General features: G+C 69.1%; 15 protein-coding genes. 6 read left to right on the top strand and 9 right to left on the bottom strand.

From position 1 onward, the window contains the following. Nucleotides 1-43 precede the first annotated feature (43 nt). From mnmA to ACFYWJ_RS13810, 4 genes are all read right to left on the bottom strand, one after another. Complete coding sequence (mnmA, locus tag ACFYWJ_RS13825; protein WP_355284451.1) at nucleotides 44-1,159, bottom strand: tRNA 2-thiouridine(34) synthase MnmA; 1,116 nt, start codon at nucleotides 1,157-1,159, stop codon at nucleotides 44-46. Further along, nucleotides 1,159-2,385: a cysteine desulfurase family protein gene (locus tag ACFYWJ_RS13820; protein WP_355284449.1), complete on the bottom strand. Its 1,227-nt coding sequence runs from the start codon at nucleotides 2,383-2,385 to the stop codon at nucleotides 1,159-1,161. The genes mnmA and ACFYWJ_RS13820 overlap by 1 nt, the downstream gene beginning before the upstream one ends. A gap of 282 nt (nucleotides 2,386-2,667) precedes the next feature. Beyond that, nucleotides 2,668-3,132: an SUKH-3 domain-containing protein gene (locus ACFYWJ_RS13815; RefSeq protein WP_355284447.1), complete on the bottom strand. Its 465-nt coding sequence runs from the start codon at nucleotides 3,130-3,132 to the stop codon at nucleotides 2,668-2,670. 45 nt (nucleotides 3,133-3,177) lie between these two features. Further along, nucleotides 3,178-3,465, bottom strand: a complete 288-nt coding sequence (locus tag ACFYWJ_RS13810) for a hypothetical protein (protein WP_355284444.1) — start codon at nucleotides 3,463-3,465, stop codon at nucleotides 3,178-3,180. Between the two features lie 111 nt (nucleotides 3,466-3,576). Here ACFYWJ_RS13810 and ACFYWJ_RS13805 point away from each other — a divergent pair, with 111 nt between their 5' ends. Next, the gene (locus ACFYWJ_RS13805) at nucleotides 3,577-4,017 is read left to right on the top strand and encodes a hypothetical protein (RefSeq protein ID WP_355284441.1); all 441 of its coding nucleotides are present in this window, start codon (nucleotides 3,577-3,579) and stop codon (nucleotides 4,015-4,017) included. 107 nt (nucleotides 4,018-4,124) lie between these two features. Here ACFYWJ_RS13805 and ACFYWJ_RS13800 read toward each other — a convergent pair whose 3' ends face one another. Beyond that, nucleotides 4,125-4,652 (bottom strand): AAA family ATPase, encoded by a 528-nt coding sequence (locus tag ACFYWJ_RS13800; protein ID WP_355284438.1) that lies wholly within the window; start codon nucleotides 4,650-4,652, stop codon nucleotides 4,125-4,127. Nucleotides 4,653-4,697: 45 nt separating this feature from the next. Here ACFYWJ_RS13800 and ACFYWJ_RS13795 point away from each other — a divergent pair, with 45 nt between their 5' ends. Continuing rightward, a complete protein-coding gene (locus tag ACFYWJ_RS13795; RefSeq protein WP_355284436.1) occupies nucleotides 4,698-5,105 on the top strand; it encodes a PPOX class F420-dependent oxidoreductase in 408 nt (135 codons plus the stop codon). Nucleotides 5,106-5,151: 46 nt separating this feature from the next. Here the strand turns inward: ACFYWJ_RS13795 and ACFYWJ_RS13790 are convergent, their stop codons facing one another. The 4 genes from ACFYWJ_RS13790 to ACFYWJ_RS13775 form a co-directional block, all read right to left on the bottom strand. Next, on the bottom strand, nucleotides 5,152-5,586 hold the full coding sequence (locus ACFYWJ_RS13790; RefSeq protein WP_355284433.1) for an ester cyclase: 435 nt from the start codon (nucleotides 5,584-5,586) through the stop codon (nucleotides 5,152-5,154). Between the two features lie 236 nt (nucleotides 5,587-5,822). Beyond that, on the bottom strand, nucleotides 5,823-6,746 hold the full coding sequence (locus ACFYWJ_RS13785; RefSeq protein ID WP_387164782.1) for a LysR family transcriptional regulator: 924 nt from the start codon (nucleotides 6,744-6,746) through the stop codon (nucleotides 5,823-5,825). A gap of 238 nt (nucleotides 6,747-6,984) precedes the next feature. After that, complete coding sequence (gene asnB / locus ACFYWJ_RS13780) at nucleotides 6,985-8,826, bottom strand: asparagine synthase (glutamine-hydrolyzing) (protein ID WP_355284427.1); 1,842 nt, start codon at nucleotides 8,824-8,826, stop codon at nucleotides 6,985-6,987. Between the two features lie 416 nt (nucleotides 8,827-9,242). Further along, on the bottom strand, nucleotides 9,243-10,898 hold the full coding sequence (locus tag ACFYWJ_RS13775; protein WP_355284424.1) for an FAD-binding dehydrogenase: 1,656 nt from the start codon (nucleotides 10,896-10,898) through the stop codon (nucleotides 9,243-9,245). A 64-nt stretch (nucleotides 10,899-10,962) separates the two neighbouring features. On the opposite strand from ACFYWJ_RS13775, the gene ACFYWJ_RS13770 reads away from it, so the two are divergent. The 4 genes from ACFYWJ_RS13770 to ACFYWJ_RS13755 all read left to right on the top strand — a co-directional run bounded on the left by ACFYWJ_RS13770 (nucleotide 10,963) and on the right by ACFYWJ_RS13755 (nucleotide 17,886). Continuing rightward, nucleotides 10,963-11,448, top strand: a complete 486-nt coding sequence (locus ACFYWJ_RS13770) for an Lrp/AsnC family transcriptional regulator (protein WP_218719333.1) — start codon at nucleotides 10,963-10,965, stop codon at nucleotides 11,446-11,448. Nucleotides 11,449-11,645: 197 nt separating this feature from the next. Further along, nucleotides 11,646-15,122: an indolepyruvate ferredoxin oxidoreductase family protein gene (locus tag ACFYWJ_RS13765; protein ID WP_355284420.1), complete on the top strand. Its 3,477-nt coding sequence runs from the start codon at nucleotides 11,646-11,648 to the stop codon at nucleotides 15,120-15,122. A 191-nt stretch (nucleotides 15,123-15,313) separates the two neighbouring features. Continuing rightward, nucleotides 15,314-16,393 (top strand): Glu/Leu/Phe/Val dehydrogenase dimerization domain-containing protein, encoded by a 1,080-nt coding sequence (locus tag ACFYWJ_RS13760; protein WP_355284418.1) that lies wholly within the window; start codon nucleotides 15,314-15,316, stop codon nucleotides 16,391-16,393. Next, complete coding sequence (locus ACFYWJ_RS13755; protein ID WP_355284415.1) at nucleotides 16,393-17,886, top strand: amino acid permease; 1,494 nt, start codon at nucleotides 16,393-16,395, stop codon at nucleotides 17,884-17,886. Before ACFYWJ_RS13760 ends, ACFYWJ_RS13755 begins: the two co-directional genes overlap by 1 nt. Nucleotides 17,887-17,951 lie beyond the last annotated feature (65 nt).

Genomic DNA, 17,951 nt, shown 5'->3' with positions numbered 1-17,951 from the left:
GTCGGCCCCGCGTGGCTCCCGTCCCGGCGCGGGCACGAGCCGATCAGGCCGAAGCGTCGGCCGCGTCCGCCGGAACCCCGGCGCGGTCGGTGCCGGTGATGGTGCCGCTGCCGACCACGGTGTCCCCGCCCTCGGCATCGGGCAGGTAGAGCACGATCGCCTGGCCCTTGGCGACGCCGGTGAGCGGTTCGCGCAGGCTCGCGACGAACCCGTCGCCCTCGGGGGTGACGACGGCGGGCGCGGTGCCGCCGTGCGCGCGCACCTGCACGACGCACTCGACCGGCCCGTCCGGGCGCACGCCGGAGGTCCAGATGGCGCGATCGGCGGTGACGACGTCGACCTGGAGGTCCTCGATCGAACCGACGCTGACCGTCCCGGAATCGGGGTCGATGCCGGTGACGTAGCGGGGCTTGCCGTCGGCGGCGGTGTGCGTCAGGCCCAGGCCCTTGCGCTGGCCGACGGTGAACCCGTGCACGCCCTCGTGCTCGCCGAGCACGGTGCCGTCGGAGTCGACGAGCGCGCCGGGCCGGATGCCGATCTTGGCGCCGAGGAAGGCCCTGGTGTCGCCGGAGGGGATGAAGCAGATGTCGTGGCTGTCGGGCTTGTTCGCCACGGCCAGGCCCCGCTCGGCGGCTTCCTCGCGGATCCGCGGCTTCGGGGTGTCACCGACCGGGAACATCGCGCGCGACAGCTGCTCGGCGGTGAGGACCGCGAGCACGTAGGACTGGTCCTTGTCGGCGTCGACCGCGCGGCGCAGCACGCCATCGTCGAGCCGGGCGTAGTGGCCGGTGACAACGGCGTCGAAGCCCAGGGCCTGCGCGCGGTCGGCCAGGGCCGAGAACTTGATCTTCTCGTTGCAGCGCAGGCACGGGTTGGGGGTCTCGCCCGCGGCGTAGGCGGCGACGAAGTCGTCGATCACGTCCTCTTTGAAGCGGTCGGCGAAGTCCCACACGTAGAACGGGATGCCCAGCACGTCGGCGGCGCGGCGCGCGTCACCGGCGTCCTCCTTGGAGCAGCAACCGCGCGATCCGGTGCGCAGCGTGCCCGGCGTCGCGGACAGCGCCAGGTGCACCCCGACCACCTCGTGACCGGCGTCCACGGCCCGCGCCGCGGCCACCGCCGAATCGACACCACCACTCATCGCGGCGAGTACTCGCATCAGGCACCTCCTCTAGCGCCGGCCAGGCCCGCGGCCCTGGCCCGTTCGATGACCTGCGGCAGAACGGTCAACAATGTCTCGATATCGGCCCCGGTCGACGTGTGACCCAGCGAGAACCGCAGCGAACTGCGGGCCTGCCAGGGCTCGACGCCCATCGCGATCAGCACATGACTCGGCGAGGCAACGCCCGCGTTGCAGGCCGACCCGGTCGAGCATTCGACGCCCGCCGCGTCGAGCAGCATGAGCAGCGAGTCGCCCTCGCAGCCGGGGAAGGTGAAGTGGGCGTTGCCGGGCAGCCGGCGCTCGCCGCGCGGCCCGTTGAGGACCGCCTCGGGTGCCACCTCCCGCACGCCCGCGATCAGCTGTTCGCGCAGTCCGCGCAGGTGCTCGGCACGGGCGGGCAGCTCGCCGGTCGCGTCGCGCAGCGCCGCGGCCAGGCCGACCGCCGCGGCCACGTCGGAGGTGCCCGAGCGCAGGTCACGCTCGTGTCCGCCACCGTGCACCAGCGGCACACAGGGCACCTGCCTGCCGAGCAGCAGCACGCCGATGCCGTGCGGGCCGCCCGCCTTGTGCCCGGCGACGCTGAGCGCGGCCAGCCCGCTCGCGCCGAAATCGACGGGGACCTGGGTCACCGCCTGGATCGCGTCGCTGTGCATCGGGATGCCGAATTCCCCGGCGACCGCCGCCAGTTCGGTGATCGGCTGGATCGTGCCGACCTCGTTGTTCGCCCACATGACGCTGACCAGCGCGACCTCGTCGGCGTGCGCGGCGAGCACCTCGCGCAGCGCCTGCGGCGACACCACGCCCTCGGCGTCCACCGGCAGCCAGCTGACCTGGGCGCCCTCGTGCTTCTCCAGCCACTCGACCGCGTCGAGCACCGCGTGATGCTCGACCGCGCTGGTGACGATCCTGGTGCGCCGCGGATCGCCCGCCCTGCGCCCCCAGAAGATGCCCTTGAGGGCCAGATTGTCGCTCTCGGTCCCCCCGGAGGTGAAGATCACCTCCGACGGCCGCGCACCCAGCTCGGCCGCGATCGCCTCGCGCGCCTCCTCCAGCGCCCGGCGCGCCGCCCGCCCCGATCCGTGCAGCGACGAGGCATTACCCACCGTCGTCAGCGCAGCCGTCATCGCCTCGACGGCGGCGGGCAGCATCGGAGTGGTGGCCGCGTGGTCGAGGTAGACCGTGTTGGGCGCACCGTTGACCGGACCCGTATAAGCCGACTTCATGACCGACAAAGCCTATACCACCGCTGACCTGGGCATCTTCGGGGTCCACCCCTGCTTTCTACGATTTCTACAATTCACCCAGGTCCCTCAACGCGCGCATCACCTCGCCGTATTCCCCGATCGGCGACGAAGGGGCCGGTGAGCGCGTCCAGTCGGCCGATTCCACCGCCCGCCGAGAGACCGATCGGACGTTGTGAACCTCCCCATCCACAACGGGTCGCGCGGGATCACGCCGACAACCTCGCGGCCGGTCCGTATGCCCCGAGCGCCACAAGCGCCCGATCATCGAATCACCCACTCCCCCAGCACTATCGGCCGAATTCCCTCCTTCATCATCGAGAACAGCGCGCTGACATCGTCCCCGTAGCGATAGACCGACGAATCGAACCCCGCGTAGAACCTTCCATCGCTCCCCGAGTACAGCGTCAGATGAAAGCTGTCCACACCGATCGGGACCAGATCGGCACCGGCCACCTCCGCACATCGCCGGGCCACGTCCGCGTCGCGGGCGGTGCAGACGACGGAGGGATCGAAGGATGTCCAGCTCCGGACCACCTCCCCGGCGATGACCAGGTCCGGACCGTGGTCGATCCGGAGCCCGAGGTACCCCCGCAAGAAGCTCCTCCCCGCCTTGTGACAGGCGAAGCCGACCCGCTCCAGGTCCCCGATGACGGCCTCCGCGTCAGCCCGCACTCCGGCGACCGAACCGAACGATCCCAGAAACTCCCCCAGCTCCGACTCACCCATTCTTCGCACCTCGATCGCCCCGTCTGTACCACCTCATCGGCCGTCCTACAGGCGCGGATCGTGTACGAGCCGGAAGTCGTGCAGCGGCTCGTCCTCCCCACCGGCGGCGGTGAACTCGCGGCCGATGACTTCCCCCGCCGGAATATCGCAGTCGTGGCCGATCACGGTCGCCGACAGGACCAGCGGGGCCGCATACGTGTGCCACGGCGTGACACAGTGCGCGTCGTCGCCCACCGTGAGCAACACCCACAACGGAACCCGGCCGTCCGGCAATACCTGATAGTCGTCTCCGGTGCCGGACGAGTCGAAGTCGATCGAGTAGTCATCGCTCATGGGCTCCATTCCTGCCAGATAATCGGTCACGGTGCACACGTCGGCGTCGAACTGTCACGGGTCACCGAAATCCGGTCAGCGCGAATGTCTCTTCCATGGGATCGTGACGCCATGACAGAGCAGTACATGTCGACAGAATCCGAAGGTCCGCACAGCCTCTGGGCGCAGTGGCGCAAGGGCGCCGCAGTCGTCGTGGTCGGTCTCTACCTGGCCGCGACGGTCCGATTGATCGTGAGCGGGAATTGGAACGACCTCGCGGCGGAGAAACTGTTCGGTCTGACCGGCGTGGTCGCCGCGCTGCTGTGGCTCGTCGCCGTGGCGGCTACCGAGTCGGCGCCAGGCGCGCCGGGCACCACGCAGAAGCGATGGACGACAAGCAGGATCGTGGCCGCGAGCGTTGTCGCCGCCCTTGTAGTCGGCGGAGCTTTTCGGATGATCCTCACCCGCGATCTCGGCGACCCGATCGCTGGGCTGCTCAACCAAACAGCGGTGATCAGCGTGGCGCTGCTGTTCCTTCTCGGCGGGCTTCCCATCCATCGACAGCGGAACTGAACTCCGGACACCGGTTCCCGGGTACCAGTTGTTCGATGTCGAGCCGCGGTCGATGTGGGGCGGCGGCGGTCGGAGTCGACAGAACGGCCGTATCGGGCTGCGCGGCGCTATCGGATCGTGGCGGCTATTGATTCGACTCGATCAGACAGCGGGACGGTCAGCTCGATTATCGGGATATCCGCTAGGAGGTGCAGTGGGTCGGTGTAGGCGAGCTCGAGGAGGATGTCGTTGACCGTGCGGCGGAGGCCGGGCATTTCCGCCGGGGGCAGGAGTCGGTCGGCGTCGGGGGTTATGGGCACGATGATCAGGAGATCCAGTGCGGCCAAGGCGCTTTCGAGTGCAGCGGTATCGGTGGCGGATTCGATGTCGAGGCCCGTCGCCGACAGGTAGGCCAGGAAGTCCAAGGGGGTGCGGTCGAAGACGGAACCGTCGGGTTCGGTGGTCAGGAGGTGGATCGAGCGGGTCAGTTGGGCTCGGTAGTCGGCGCGTGATGGTGGGTATTCGAAGTCGTGGCCGTCTTCCTCGAGGAGGACGTACGGTTCCTCGATCGGGGTGAGTTCGGTGAAGCGGGAACACAGTTCGTGCACCAGTGTCGTCTTGCCGGTTCCGTGTGGGCCGGACACCCCGATACGCATTCCACTCCTTCGATTCGATTCCCTGATGCGGAATAATGCGATCGTATGGGCTTCACGGATGCCGAACTCGACTATCTCCGGTCGCAGCCGCTTGCTCGCCTCGCCACTCGCGCCGCCGACGGGCGACCGGACGTCGTTCCGGTCGCCTTCGAGTTCGACGGCACGTATTTCTGGGTCGGCGGTGGCGCGACCTTCCCCGGTACCCGCAAGGCACGCAATGTCGCTTCTGGCAATGCCGAGGTGGCGCTGGTCGTCGATGACCTGGTCTCCTTCGACCCGTTCATCGCGCGGGGCGTGCGCGTCTACGGTCAGGCCGAACCGCCCGTCGAGCGGACGGGCATCGTGGGTCCGGGTTACTACCTGCGCATCACCCCGACAGAGTCCTGGAGCTGGAATCTGGCCGGTGAGCCCGCCGGTGATCAGTGGTACGACACCCGGCACGCCCGGCACTGACGAACCGGCGGGCGCGGGAACAACGCGCCCGCCCGGTCGGCGACAGTCAGGTTGTCGCGGAGTGCGCCGCCTGGACGACGCCGAGTTGCTGCATCATGCCGAGCGTGTCCCAGCACGCCCAGCTCTCGACGATCTTGCCGTCCCGGAAGCGATTGATCGTAATTCCTTGAACAACTGCCGATTTCCCGGTGGCCTGCATGCCCATCATCTCGCCGTCATTGTGCCCTGTTCCCGTCCATCGGGTGGTGACGAAATCGCCCTCGGCGATCTGTTCGTTGACCAGGAAACGTTGATCCGAGAACGCGGCGAGGTACATCTGCGCGAGTCGTTTGAGGCCGTCGGGGCCGTGGACCTCGGCGAACGGGTTCTGTGGATCGTGGTTGAGGGCGTCGTCGGCGATCACCTCGTCGAACACATCGAGGTCGCGCGCGTTCCACGCGTCGAAGAGGCGCTTGGCCGCCGCCTTGTTCTGCTCTGACATGGCGTTTCCTATCCAGTAGATGCGCCGAACCAGCGATGGGGCTCGTAGTCGCTACGGGAGGCATTCGCCGCGCCCGGCGTTCAGCATGATGTGACGAGCCGACCGCGATGCTGCCGGGGAATCCAGTCGTCACAACCCGATACGAGGACGTGCCATCACGGAGGATGCCCGCCCGAATTTTCCCGGCGAGCATTCGGCCACCCGCCGGCCGGAAATCGTGAAGCCGCACTACGCAATCATTGTGCGCCCATTTCCTCCGCAGGGTAAGGGGCGACCACGGTCTGGACGAAGGCCCGCACAGCGGGAGTCTCGGCCGCCGTGCGCCAGACCAGCGCCCAGGAGACCGGTGGGGCGTCGTGGATCGGCAGATACACGAGGTTGGGCCAGGGGTAGAAGCGGGCGGACTCGGCGACTGCCGCGATCACCGCTTGTCCCGAGCCGACCGCTTTGAGCTGGTCGTCCCAGGTGCTGACGAGCGGTCCGCGGGCGATCGGGCGCCCGGCGGGGGTGTGGAAGGGCTGGAAGACCTCCTCCATGTGCGCCGGGATCGAGGACGTGTGGGCGACGAAGGTGAGGTCGCCGAAGTCTTCCCGGCCGACGGACGCGCGCCGCGCGAAGGGATGCGTGGCGGCGACGACGAGGACCTGGGCGCAGGTGTGCGTGACCGGACCGACGGTGAGGTCGGGTTCCCGCACCGGCAGCCAGACGTGTCCCACGTCGATCTCGCCGGAACGCAGCAGGTCGAGCGGATGGACGGGGTTGATGTCGCGGTGCACGACCCGCACCGCCGGATGCTGCCGCTGGAACGAGTCGAGCAGGTCGCCGAGCATCCAGGCCTGCAGGCCCATGGTGCCCAGCGTCAAGGTCGCCGAGGCGCCGCGGGCGGCGGCGGCCGAGGTCTCGATACCGTCCATGATCTGCCGGTAGCCCGCGCTCAGCTGCGTCAACAGCTCGCGACCGACCGGCGTGAGCGCGACCCGGCGGGTGGTCCGCTCGAACAGTTCGGCACCGATGCGGCGCTCCTGCTTCTTGATCGCCATGCTGACGCGGGCAGGGGTCACATGCAACCGTTCGGCGGTGCGGCCGAAGTGCAGTTCCTCGGCCAGCGTCAGGAAGATCTCGATATCACGCATCTCCACGGCACCACCAAGATCCTTCATCGCCAGGTTGAGAAACCTTCTCGAAACTGTCCTTTTTCCCGGGCGCCGTGTGGTGGAGCCTGGTGTCCATGACCAGTTACGAAACTACCAGTTTCGGTGAAGTGGTGTTACGACGGCTCTGTGACGCGCTGGCACCGCGCATCGCCAAGGCCGGTGCGCGCTCGGCCGACCTGGTGTCGCGGCGCTGTGCCCGCGCCACGATGGCGATCGCACGTCGCAGCGCACGGGAAGGGTCGGGTCAGCTCAGCGGGCTCATGTCGACGTCGTACTCCTTGATCCAGGCGTTGGCGCGCAGGATGCTCTCGGTGCGGAGCCGGGCCCATGAGCCGCTGGCGGGGTCGGTGCCGTCGACGATCGCGGTGGCCGCGTCGATGTTCAGGAACTCGCGGATGGGCTCGTCGGCGCCGGTCAGGACCTCGTTGAGGCCCTTGCGCAGCATGTCGTCGTAGCCGGTGTCCAGGGTGGCCGGGAAGACGGACTTCGGGCGGTTGCGCACCGCGTCGGGCAGCAGGTCGCCCGCGGCGGCGCGCAGCAGCCACTTGCTCTCGCCGGGGCGCTGCTTCATCGACCACGGCACATTGAAGACGTAGTCGATCAGGCGGTGGTCGCAGAACGGGACGCGGACCTCGAGGCCGACCGCCATGCTCATGCGGTCCTTGCGGTCGAGCAGCGGGCGCATGAAGCGGGTGAGGTCGAGGTAGTTGGCCGCGCGCATCCGCGCGTCCAGGGGCGATTCGCCGTCCAGGCGGGGCGCTTCGGCGATGCCCTGCGCGTACATGGCGCCGATGCGCTCGAACAGACCGGTGCGCGCGACGACGCCACCGTCGAACAGGCTGAACGTCGACGGGGTGCCCTGGAGCAGCTGGAACGACATCCACGGGTAGATCGGCACGTCGAGGACCTTCTCGTCGTGCAGCCAGGGATAGCCGCCGAACACCTCGTCGGCGCCCTCCCCGGAGATCGCCACCGTGCAGCGCTCCCGCACCGCCTGGAACAGCAGATACAGCGAGACGTCCATGTCGCCCAGGTGATTCGGCAGGTCCCAGGCCGTCAGCACCCGGCGGCGCACCTCGGGGTCGCACAGGGCGGCGGTCGCCACGTCGATTCCCTCGTGTTTGCAGCCGACATAGTCGACCACCTCGCGGATGAAGGGCGCGTCCTCGGTCGCGCGCAGGATGTCGGCCGAGGTCTCGAAGAAGTCGGCGTGCCCGACGAAATCGATGGAGAACGACCGCACCACATCGGCCGCGGTGTTCGAGCGGGTCGCCAGCGCGGTCAGCAGGCTCGAGTCGATACCGCCGGAGAGCAGCGTGCCGATCGGCACGTCGGACACCAGCTGACGCTCGACGATGTCGGCCAGCAGCGCGCGCACCGTCTCCACCGTGGTGTCGAGGTCGTCCTCATGCGGGCGAGCGGTCAGCTGGTAGTAGCGAGTGCGCTCGATCCCCGACCTGCCGACCCGCAGGAATTCACCCGGCTGCAATTCCAGCAGACCGTCGAACGGGGTGTGCCCGGCCACATTCGCCTGCAGGACAAGGAAATTGGCGAAGCCGTCGAGGTCGACCTTCCGCTTCGCCGCCGGGTTGGCGAGAATCGCCTTCGGCTCGGAGCCGAACAGGATGCCGTCGGCGGTCGGGTAGTAGTAGACGGGTTTGACGCCCACCCGGTCCCGCACGAGCAGCAGTTCCTCGCTGCGTCCGTCCCAGATCGCGAACCCGAACATGCCGTTGAACCGCTCGACGCACGCGACGCCCCACTCGAGGTAGGCGCGCAGCACCACCTCGGTGTCGCTCTTGGTGGTGAACCGGTGACCGGCGCCCTCCAATTCCTGCCGCAATTCGCGAAAATTGTAGATCTCACCGCTGTAGGTCAACGCGACATCATCGCGGACCATCGGCTGAACGCCGCCTTCGATATCGATGACCGACAAGCGACGGTGGCCGAGTGCGGCGTGCCGGGAAATCCATACGCCACCGGCGTCCGGTCCGCGCAAGCGCATCGTCTCGGTCATGCGCTCCACTACCGGGCGTTGCGTTTCGAGATCACTCGCGAAATCGACCCATCCGACAATTCCACACATTGTTCTTCAACCTCCGAGAATAAAACCGAGCGATGCGGCGAATAGGCGCGTGGCGATACACGGCAGGTCACCGGCCGGACGCGCGACGTCGGGCAGCGAGGAACGAAACCGGTTGGCCACCAGACTGATCGAGCCCTCGATGCCGTGCCGGAATAGTTAGCTGTGCCACCTATCGAGTTCGCGGTGATCTACGTCGAAACCGCGCCGAACGTATGCTTGTGCAACCAAAAGAATTTCCCGATTCAGCGGGACGACGCGCGCGGACTCCAGTGTTCTTTCCCCCTCGCCTCAAAAGTCCGCAGCCCAAAATATGCGCTCGATCTCCGTGCGTCAAGATCCACGTCTCGACCCTCGTCGTGGAATCACCCGATGACCACGGACACTGGCGCACAAGACTATTGCGCGGCGGGCGGTCCTCACACCCGGGCGGCGACCGCCCGGCCCGCGGCCCGTCCGGAGAAGATGCACCCACCCAGGAAGGTGCCTTCCAGCGCGCGGTAGCCGTGCACCCCGCCACCGCCGAAGCCCGCGACCTCACCGGCGGCGTACAAGCCGTCGACCGCCGCGCCGTCCCGGCCCTGCACCCGCGACGACAGGTCGGTTTCCAAGCCGCCCAGAGTTTTCCGGGTGAGCAGGTGCAGGCGGACGGCGATCAGCGGGCCCGCCGCGGGATCGAGCAGCCGGTGCGGCGCGGCCACCCGGATGATCTTGTCGGGACGGTAGGCGCGGGCCGCACGGATCGCCGCGAGCTGGAGATCCTTGCCGAAGGGGTTGTCGAGTTCACGATCTCGCGAGGTCACCTCGCGCCGCACGCTCGCGACATCGAGCACATCGTCACCGGCGAGTTCGTTCATCCGGCGGACCAGGTCGTCGAGTCCGTCCTCGACCACGAAATCGACGCCCTTGCGCTTGAACGCCTCGACCGGTCCGGGGGCACCCTTCTTCACCCGTTCCAGCAGCAACCGGATATTGCGGCCGGTCAGGTCGGGGTTCTGCTCCTGACCGGAGAGCGCGAACTCCTTCTCGATGATCCGCTGATCCAGGACCAGCCAGGTGTAGTCGAAACCGGTGCGGTTGATGTATTGCATCGAGCCGAGCGTGTCGAAGCCGGGGAACAGCGGGGGCGGCAGCCGGGTGCCGGTCGCGTCCAGCCAGAGCGAGGACGGTCCGGGCGCGACGCGGATGCCGTGATTCGGCCAGACCGGGTCGTAGTTGACGATGCCCTCGGTGTAGTGCCACATGCGGTCGCGGTTGATCACGTTCGCGCCGGCGCTCTCGGAGATCTCCAGCATCCGCCCGTCCACGTGCGCGGGCACCCCGGCCAGCATGTGCTCGGGCACGCGCCCCGCGTCCGTCGGCCAGTTCCGGCGGATCAGTTCCGGGTTGTGCCCGATGCCGCCGGAGGTGACGATCACGGCCTGCGCGCCGAACTCGAACTCCCCCACCGCCTTCCGGGACGACGCGACACCGCGCGCCGCGTCGGAGGGTTCGAGGACGGTGCCGCGCACGCCGGTGACCGCGCCGCCGGTGACGACGAGTTCGTCGACCTGATGACGGAACGCGAAGGTCACCAGACCCCGGTCGACACCGTCGCGCACCCGCGACTCGATGATCTCGACGATCCGGGGCCCGGTGCCCCAGGTGACGTGGAAACGCGGCACCGAATTGCCGGGCCCGTCGGCGCCGTAGCCGCCCCGTTCGGCCCAGGCGACGATCGGGAACGACTTCCAGCCGCGGTCGGCCAGCCAGCCGCGCATTTCCCCGGCGGCGAATTCGACATAGGCCCGCGCCCACTCCCGCGGCCATCGATCCTCGCGCTCGCGGTCGAATCCGGCATTGCCAAGCCAGTCCTGCCAGGCCAGGTCGTAGGAGTCCTTGATCCCGACCCTGCGCTGCTCCGGACTGTTCACCAGGAACAGTCCGCCGAAGGACCAGAATGCCTGTCCGCCGACATTGCCCGCGTTCTCCTGCTCGATGATGAGCACCCGCTTACCCGCGTCGACCAACTCCGCCGTGGCGACCAATCCGGCGAGTCCGGCTCCGACGACGATGACGTCAGCAGATTCGGCCATCATCAACGGTAACCCCACGCCCCGACCCCGGGGAAGCACGAGGACCGCCGTGCCACAATGCGGCATGACCATCAAGTTCGACGCACTCGATGCCGCCTTGCTGGCCGAACTGGCCGCGGACCCGCGGGCGCCGATCCTCGAATTGGCCCAGCGGCTCGGGATCGCCCGCAATACGGTGCAGGCGCGCATGAAGCGGCTCGAATCCTCGGGCGCGGTGCGGGGCTATCCGCCCGATATCGATGTGCAGGCGATCGGCTTCGCCGTGCACGCCTTCCTCGGGGTCGAACTCGATCAGAACAAGATGGACCCGATCATCGAGACGCTGCGCGGCTTCCCGCACGTGCTGGAGGTGCACGCCACCACCGGGCGGGCCGATCTGCTGGTCCGGATCGCGGCGCGGTCGCAGCAGGATCTGCTGGAGATCATCCAGCGGGTGCACGCCATCGACGGGGTGAACCACACCGAGACCATGCTCGCGCTGGCCACCCCGATCGGCTACCGGAGCCTGCCGCTGGTCGACCATCTGACCCACCGGCCGAATCAGCCGTGATGTGACGCAGGTCTCTCCACTCGAGCAGATTGGCACATCCACCCCAGTGGTCCAGATCACTTTTGAGCAGACTGATCAACTTTTCGACTGACTGTTGACACCCCTCACCCCTCCACGGCACATTTCGCTGCACCGATTGCAAGTTCCTTCGTTGCGCAGCTCACGATCTGGGTTGTGGAAAGTGTGGTGAGGCGTCCATGACCACCGTCGTCTGTCCGACCGCCGCGCCGCAGGCCGAGCCTGCCGCGCCCTACGACCTCGCCGATCGCTATCGCTCCGGAGCCGGGCCGGTGCTGCTCACGGGCGTCCAGGCCATCGCGCGGCTGCTCGTGGAACAGCATGTGCGCGACCTGCGCGCGGGGCACCGGGTCGCGACGTTCGTCTCGGGGTATCAGGGCAGCCCGCTGGGCGGGGTGGACAAGATGCTGCTCGGCATGCCGGAGGTGCGCGCCGAGCACGACATCACCTTCGTCCCCGGGTTCAACGAGGAGCTGGCCGCCACCGCGGTCTGGGGCAGCCAGGCCGACCTGCCCGCCGGGCAGCCGACCCACGACGGCGTGGTCGGCGTCTGGTACGGCAAGGGGCCCGGCGTCGACCGCGCCACCGACGCGATCCGGCACGCCAACATGTACGGGGTGAACGCGCGCGGCGGCGTGCTGCTGCTGGTGGGCGACGATCCGGCGTCAAAGTCGTCGACCGTGCCCGCGGTGAGCGAGCGCTCGCTGGCCGCGATGGGTGTGCCGGTGCTGTTCCCGCGCAATGCCGAGGAGATCATCACCCTGGGCATGCGGGGCATCGCCCTGTCGCGGGCCTCGGGCTGTGTGGTGGCGCTGAAGATCGTGGCCGATGTCGCCGACGGCGCCTGGACCGTCGACGCGAGCGTGGCCGATCTCGCTGTCACGGTGCCCGAACTGCAGTGGGAAGGCAGGCCGTTCGTCTACCGGCAGCGGCCGATGGCGGCGCCCTCGGACAGCGTGCTGGCCGAGGCGGATCTCTACGGTCCGCGCTGGGCGATGGTGCAGGCGTTCTCGGCGGCCAACACGCTCGACGTCGTCGAGGTGGATCCGGCCGGGGCGAAGGTCGGCATCGCGGCCACCGGAACCACATTCGACGCGGTCCGCCAGGCCCTGCTCGACCTGGGCGTCGACGACACCGCCCTGCACCGGGCGGGCATCCGGCTGCTGCGCATCGGCATGCCCTATCCCGTCGGCGCGGCCGCGGTCACCGAATTCGCGCGCGGTCTCGACGAACTCGTCGTGGTCGAGGACAAGACCGCGTTCATCGAGACCCAGATCCGCGAGATCCTCTACGGCACCCCGGACGCGCCCCGCATCCTCGGCAAGCACGACGAGCGCGGCGCGCGGCTGATGCCGGTGGACGGCGAACTCACCGCGGGCCGGTTGCTCGCCCCGCTGCGCCGGATACTGCGCGGCCGGGTGGAGCTGAAACGGGCGGCGCCACCGGCACTTCCGCTGGAAGTCCTGTCCGCCCAGCGGACGCCCTACTTCTGCAGCGGCTGCCCGCACAACCGTTCCACCGCGCTGCCCGACGGCTCGATCGGCGGCGGTGGCATCGGCTGCCACACGCTGGTGACCCTGTCCGGGCGCGCCGACAGCGCGGTCACCGGGCTGACCCAGATGGGCGGTGAGGGCAGCCAGTGGATCGGGCAGGCGCCGTTCACCGACGTGCCGCACCTGTTCCAGAACATCGGCGACGGCACCTTCTTCCACTCCGGGCAGCTGGCCGTGCAGGCGTGTGTCGCGGCCGGGGTGAACATCACCTACAAGCTGCTCTACAACGAAGTCGTCGCGATGACCGGCGCCCAGGACGCGGAGGGCATGCTCACCGTCGCGCAGCTGACCCACAAGCTCACCACCGAGGGCGTGCGGCAGATCATCATCTGCGCCGACGAGCCGCGGCGCCATCGCAAGCGCTCGCTCGCCAAGGGCACGCTGCTGTGGCACCGTGACCGGCTCGACGAGGCCCAGCGGACGCTGCGGGAGATCGAGGGCGTCACGGTGCTGATCTACGACCAGCACTGCGCCGCCGACGCGCGCAGGCAGCGCAAGCGCGGCGCGCTGCCGGTCCGCAACACCCGGGTGGTGATCAACGAGGCGGTCTGCGAGGGCTGCGGCGACTGCGGCACCAAGTCGAACTGCCTGTCGGTGCAGCCGGTCGACACCGAGTTCGGTCGCAAGACCCGCATCGATCAGACCTCGTGCAATACCGACTACAGCTGCCTCGACGGCGACTGCCCGTCGTTCGTCACGGTGGAGACCGTGCCGGACAAGAAGCGAAAGACCAAGCGCCGCAAGGCCACCGAACCGCCCGCGGTCGCCGATCCCGGACTGGGCGCACCGCAACGCACCCAGAACGTGCTGATCGCGGGCATCGGCGGCACCGGCATCGTGACGGTGAACCAGGTGCTGGCCACCGCCGCCCTGCGGGCCGGGTACGAGGTGGAGAGCCTGGACCAGATCGGGATGAGCCAGAAGGCCGGTCCGGTGGTCTCGCACCTGCGGTTCTCCGGCACGGAGCTGGAACCGGCCAACCGGCTCACCCCGGGCAGCGCGGACTGCCTGCTCGCCGTCGACCTGCTCACCGCCACCGAAGCGCGGTACCTGCAGTACGGCGACGTGGCCCGCACCGTGGCCGTGGCCTCGACGAGCCAGACCCCGACCGGCGACATGGTCTACGACAAGTCGGTGGCCTACCCCGCCACCGAGACGCTGCTGGATCGGATCGCGGCGGTGTCGCACTCGACGCACCACTTCGACGCCCTCGCCGCGGCGCAGACCCTGTTCGGCACCACCGCGGCGGCCAACTTCCTGATCGTCGGCGCGGCCGTGCAGTCCGGTGGGCTGCGGCTGCCGGTGGCGGCGATCGAGGAGTCCATCGGGATCAACGGGGTCGCGGTGGACGCCAATATCGCGGCCTTCCGGTGGGGACGGGTCGCCGTCGCCGATCCGGCCGCGTTCGCCGCGGCGGTCGATGAGGGGCAGCCGCGGCGCACTCCCCCACGGGTGCCGCTGGAACTGCTGGCGCACACCGACTTCGACGGCGAGGTGCGGCGGCTCATGGAGCTGCGCGCGGCGAACCTGATCGGCTACCAGAACGCGGACGTGGCCCGGCGCTACATCGAGACGGTCGAACTCGCCTGGGCGGCGGAGCGAAAAGTCACCGACCGCACCGACTTCAGCGAGGCCGTGGCGCGCGGGCTCTACAAGTTCACCGCCTACAAGGACGAGTACGAGGTGGCCCGGTTGCTGGTCGACCCGGCGTTCCTGGACGAGGTGCAGGCCCAGGTCCCCGGTGGCGAGAAGCTCACCTACAAGCTGCACCCGCCGGTCCTGCGGGCCATGGGCAGGCGCAAGAAGATCGGTCTCGCGCCGAAATCCCATGTGGCGCTGAAGGTGCTGGCCAAGGGCAAGTTCCTGCGCGGCACCAAGCTCGACCCCTTCGGCTACGCCCACGTCCGCAAGGTCGAGCGGGAACTGCTGGCCCACTACACCGGCATGGTGGCGCGGCTGGCCGAGCAGCTGCGTGCGGAGAACTACGACACAGCCACCGCGGCCGCCGCCCTGCCCGACGTGGTGCGCGGCTACGAGGACATCAAGCTCGCCAACGTCGAGCTGTACCGGACCGGCCTGCGCGAGCTCGGCCTCGAGTACTGACGAAACACCCTGCGGCGCGACCACTTCGGTGGCACCGCGACAGCCGTCGCGCGTGACGGTGCCGATCACACCGCCACGCGCCCAGCGCATCACGACACCGTGGTGCACCCCACCGCCGCACACCCGCGGCACCACAACACCGTCGCACCCCGGCACGACCCGTGGTGCGCGGCCATCGAAAGGAATCGACAGTGACCGTTGCGCACACCGAAGCGGGAGTCTTCGGCCGATCGCACGAGTTGAGCGCCCGCGCCCACGAACAGGTGGTGTTCTGCGAGGACGACAGGTCGGGGCTGAAGGCGATCATCGCCATCCACTCGACCGCGCTCGGCCCGGCCCTGGGCGGCACCCGCTTCTACCCCTACGCCGACGAATCCGCGGCGTTGCAGGACGTGCTGCGGCTGTCGTGGGGCATGACCTACAAGGCCGCGGCGGCCGGCGTCGACCTCGGCGGCGGCAAGGCGGTGATCATCGGTGATCCGGCGACCATGAAGAGCGCGGAGCTGCTCACCGCCTACGCCCGCTTCGTGGAAACCCTGGGCGGCCGCTACATCACCGCGGGCGACGTGGGCACGAACACCGACGACCTCGATGTCATCGGCAGGCACACCCGCTACGTCACCGGCCGCAGCGTCGCCGCGGGCGGCAGCGGGGACAGCGCCCGGCTGACCGCGCTCGGCGTCTTCCACGCCATGCGCGCCGGCGCCGAGTCCGTCTGGGGCGCACCGACACTGGCCGGTCGCACGGTCGGTGTCGAGGGCGTCGGCAAGGTGGGCCGCGAGCTCACCGCGCTGCTGCTGGCCGACGGCGCCGAGGTCTGCGTCACCGACGTGAACGAGGCCGCGCTGCGGCGCATCGCCGACGAACAGCCCGCGGTACGGCTGCTGTCGACGGTGGCCACCGCGCCGGTCGACGTGTACGCCCCGTGCGCGATGGGCGCCACGCTCACCGCGGCGAGCGCGCCGACGATCGAGGCCAAGCTGATCTGCGGCGCGGCCAACAACCAGCTCGCCACCCCCGAGGTGGAGCGGGCGCTGACCGACCGAGGCATCACCTGGGTGCCCGATTTCGTGGCCAACGGCGGCGGGCTCATCCAGGTGGCGGGCGAGTTGCGCGCCGCCGCCCCGGCCGAGGTCGAGGCCGAGGTCGCCGACATCTACCCGCGCTGCCGCGAGATCATCGCCGCCGCACTGTCGGAGGGGATCGGGACCGGCGCCGCCGCCAACCGGTTCGCCGAACGCCGCCTCGACGCCATCCCCCGGTCGCTCTGATGACGATCACGAGCGGCCTGTTCCGCACCAAGTCCGTCGAACAGTCGATCAAGGACACCGACGATCCGGATGCCAAGCTGCGCAAGGATCTGACGGCGAAGGACCTGACCATCTTCGGTGTCGCGGTGGTGATCGGCGCGGGCATCTTCACCCTGACCGCGCGCACGGCGGGCACGGTGGCGGGCCCCGCGGTCTCGCTCGCCTTCGTGTTCGCGGCGGTCGCCTGCGGGCTGACGGCGCTGTGTTACGCCGAGTTCGCCTCGACCGTGCCGGTCGCCGGGAGCGCCTACACCTTCGCCTACGCCACCTTCGGCGAGGTCATCGCCTGGATCATCGGCTGGGATCTGATCCTGGAGTTCGCGCTGGCGGTCGCGGTGGTCGCCAAGGGGTGGTCGCAGTATCTGGGCAATGTGCTCGGGTCCTCGGCGCCGGTGGTGCAGATCGGCTCGCTGCACTTCGACTGGGGCGCCGTGCTGATCATCGCGGTGGTCGGTGTGCTGCTGGCCACCGGGACCAAGCTGTCCTCGCGGGTGTCGGCCATCGCCGTCGCGATCAAGCTGGGCGTGATCGCGCTGGTGCTGGTGGTCGGCGCGACCTACTTCAAGCCGTCGAACCTGACCCCGTACATCCCGCCGTCGGCGCCGTCGGAGAAGGCCGAGGGGCTGCGGCAGTCGCTGTTCGCCTTCCTCACCGGTTCCGGAGGCACCAGCTACGGCTGGTACGGCCTGCTCGCCGCGGCCAGCCTGGTGTTCTTCGCCTTCATCGGCTTCGACGTGGTCGCCACCACCGCCGAGGAGACCCGCAACCCGCAGCGCGACATCCCGCGCGGCATCCTGGGCTCGCTCGCGATCGTGACGGTGCTCTACATCGCCGTCTCGCTGATCCTGACCGGCATGGTGCCCTACACCGCGCTGGCCGACGGCAACGCGACCCTCGCGACGGCCTTCGCCATCCACGGCGCCACCTGGGTGAAGAACATCATCGCGATCGGCGCCCTGGCCGGGCTGTCGACGGTGGTGATGGTGATGTTCCTCGGCCAGACCCGGGTGCTGTTCGCCATGGCTCGCGACGGTCTGCTGCCCCGCGGCCTCGCGCAGACCGGGAAGAAGGGCACGCCCGTCCGGTTGACCGTGATCGTCGGCGTGGTCTGCGCGCTGCTGGCCGGGTTCGTCGACTTCGGCACGCTGGAGGAGATGGTCAATATCGGCACCCTGGTGGCCTTCGTGCTGGTGTCGGTCGGCGTGGTGGTGCTGCGCCGGACCCGTCCCGACCTGCCGCGCGGCTTCCGCGTCCCGTTCGTCCCGCTGGTTCCCATCCTCGGCGCGCTGGCGTGCGTGTGGCTGATGGTGAATCTCTCGATCGAGACGTGGCTGCGCTTCGTGATCTGGATGGCCCTCGGTGTCGTGGTCTACTTCGCCTACGGCCGTCGGCACTCGGTCCTCGGTCGCGGGCGGCGCGAACCGGCCGAGCCGGAGCTGACGCCGGTCCGATAGCCGAAACCCACTGGGCCGCCACCGCTCGAGCATCGAGCCGGTGGCGGCCTGGTCGGCGTCCGTGA

Source organism: Nocardia sp. NPDC003269, from assembly GCF_042888005.1.
Lineage (GTDB): Bacteria > Actinomycetota > Actinomycetes > Mycobacteriales > Mycobacteriaceae > Nocardia.
The sequence above is the reverse complement of the archived record's forward strand: the minus strand, read 5'-3'. Positions and strand labels throughout refer to the sequence as shown.

Coding starts and splice junctions, on each gene's coding strand:
- ACFYWJ_RS13755 (WP_355284415.1), top strand. CDS start 16,393: ATGACGATCACGAGCGGCCTGTTCCGCACCAAGTCCGTCGAACAGTCG.
- ACFYWJ_RS13785 (WP_387164782.1), bottom strand. CDS start 6,746: ATGAAGGATCTTGGTGGTGCCGTGGAGATGCGTGATATCGAGATCTTC.
- ACFYWJ_RS13790 (WP_355284433.1), bottom strand. CDS start 5,586: ATGTCAGAGCAGAACAAGGCGGCGGCCAAGCGCCTCTTCGACGCGTGG.
- ACFYWJ_RS13800 (WP_355284438.1), bottom strand. CDS start 4,652: ATGCGTATCGGGGTGTCCGGCCCACACGGAACCGGCAAGACGACACTG.
- asnB (WP_355284427.1), bottom strand. CDS start 8,826: ATGTGTGGAATTGTCGGATGGGTCGATTTCGCGAGTGATCTCGAAACG.
- ACFYWJ_RS13795 (WP_355284436.1), top strand. CDS start 4,698: ATGGGCTTCACGGATGCCGAACTCGACTATCTCCGGTCGCAGCCGCTT.
- mnmA (WP_355284451.1), bottom strand. CDS start 1,159: ATGCGAGTACTCGCCGCGATGAGTGGTGGTGTCGATTCGGCGGTGGCC.
- ACFYWJ_RS13810 (WP_355284444.1), bottom strand. CDS start 3,465: ATGAGCGATGACTACTCGATCGACTTCGACTCGTCCGGCACCGGAGAC.
- ACFYWJ_RS13775 (WP_355284424.1), bottom strand. CDS start 10,898: ATGGCCGAATCTGCTGACGTCATCGTCGTCGGAGCCGGACTCGCCGGA.
- ACFYWJ_RS13805 (WP_355284441.1), top strand. CDS start 3,577: ATGACAGAGCAGTACATGTCGACAGAATCCGAAGGTCCGCACAGCCTC.
- ACFYWJ_RS13820 (WP_355284449.1), bottom strand. CDS start 2,385: ATGAAGTCGGCTTATACGGGTCCGGTCAACGGTGCGCCCAACACGGTC.
- ACFYWJ_RS13815 (WP_355284447.1), bottom strand. CDS start 3,132: ATGGGTGAGTCGGAGCTGGGGGAGTTTCTGGGATCGTTCGGTTCGGTC.
- ACFYWJ_RS13770 (WP_218719333.1), top strand. CDS start 10,963: ATGACCATCAAGTTCGACGCACTCGATGCCGCCTTGCTGGCCGAACTG.
- ACFYWJ_RS13765 (WP_355284420.1), top strand. CDS start 11,646: ATGACCACCGTCGTCTGTCCGACCGCCGCGCCGCAGGCCGAGCCTGCC.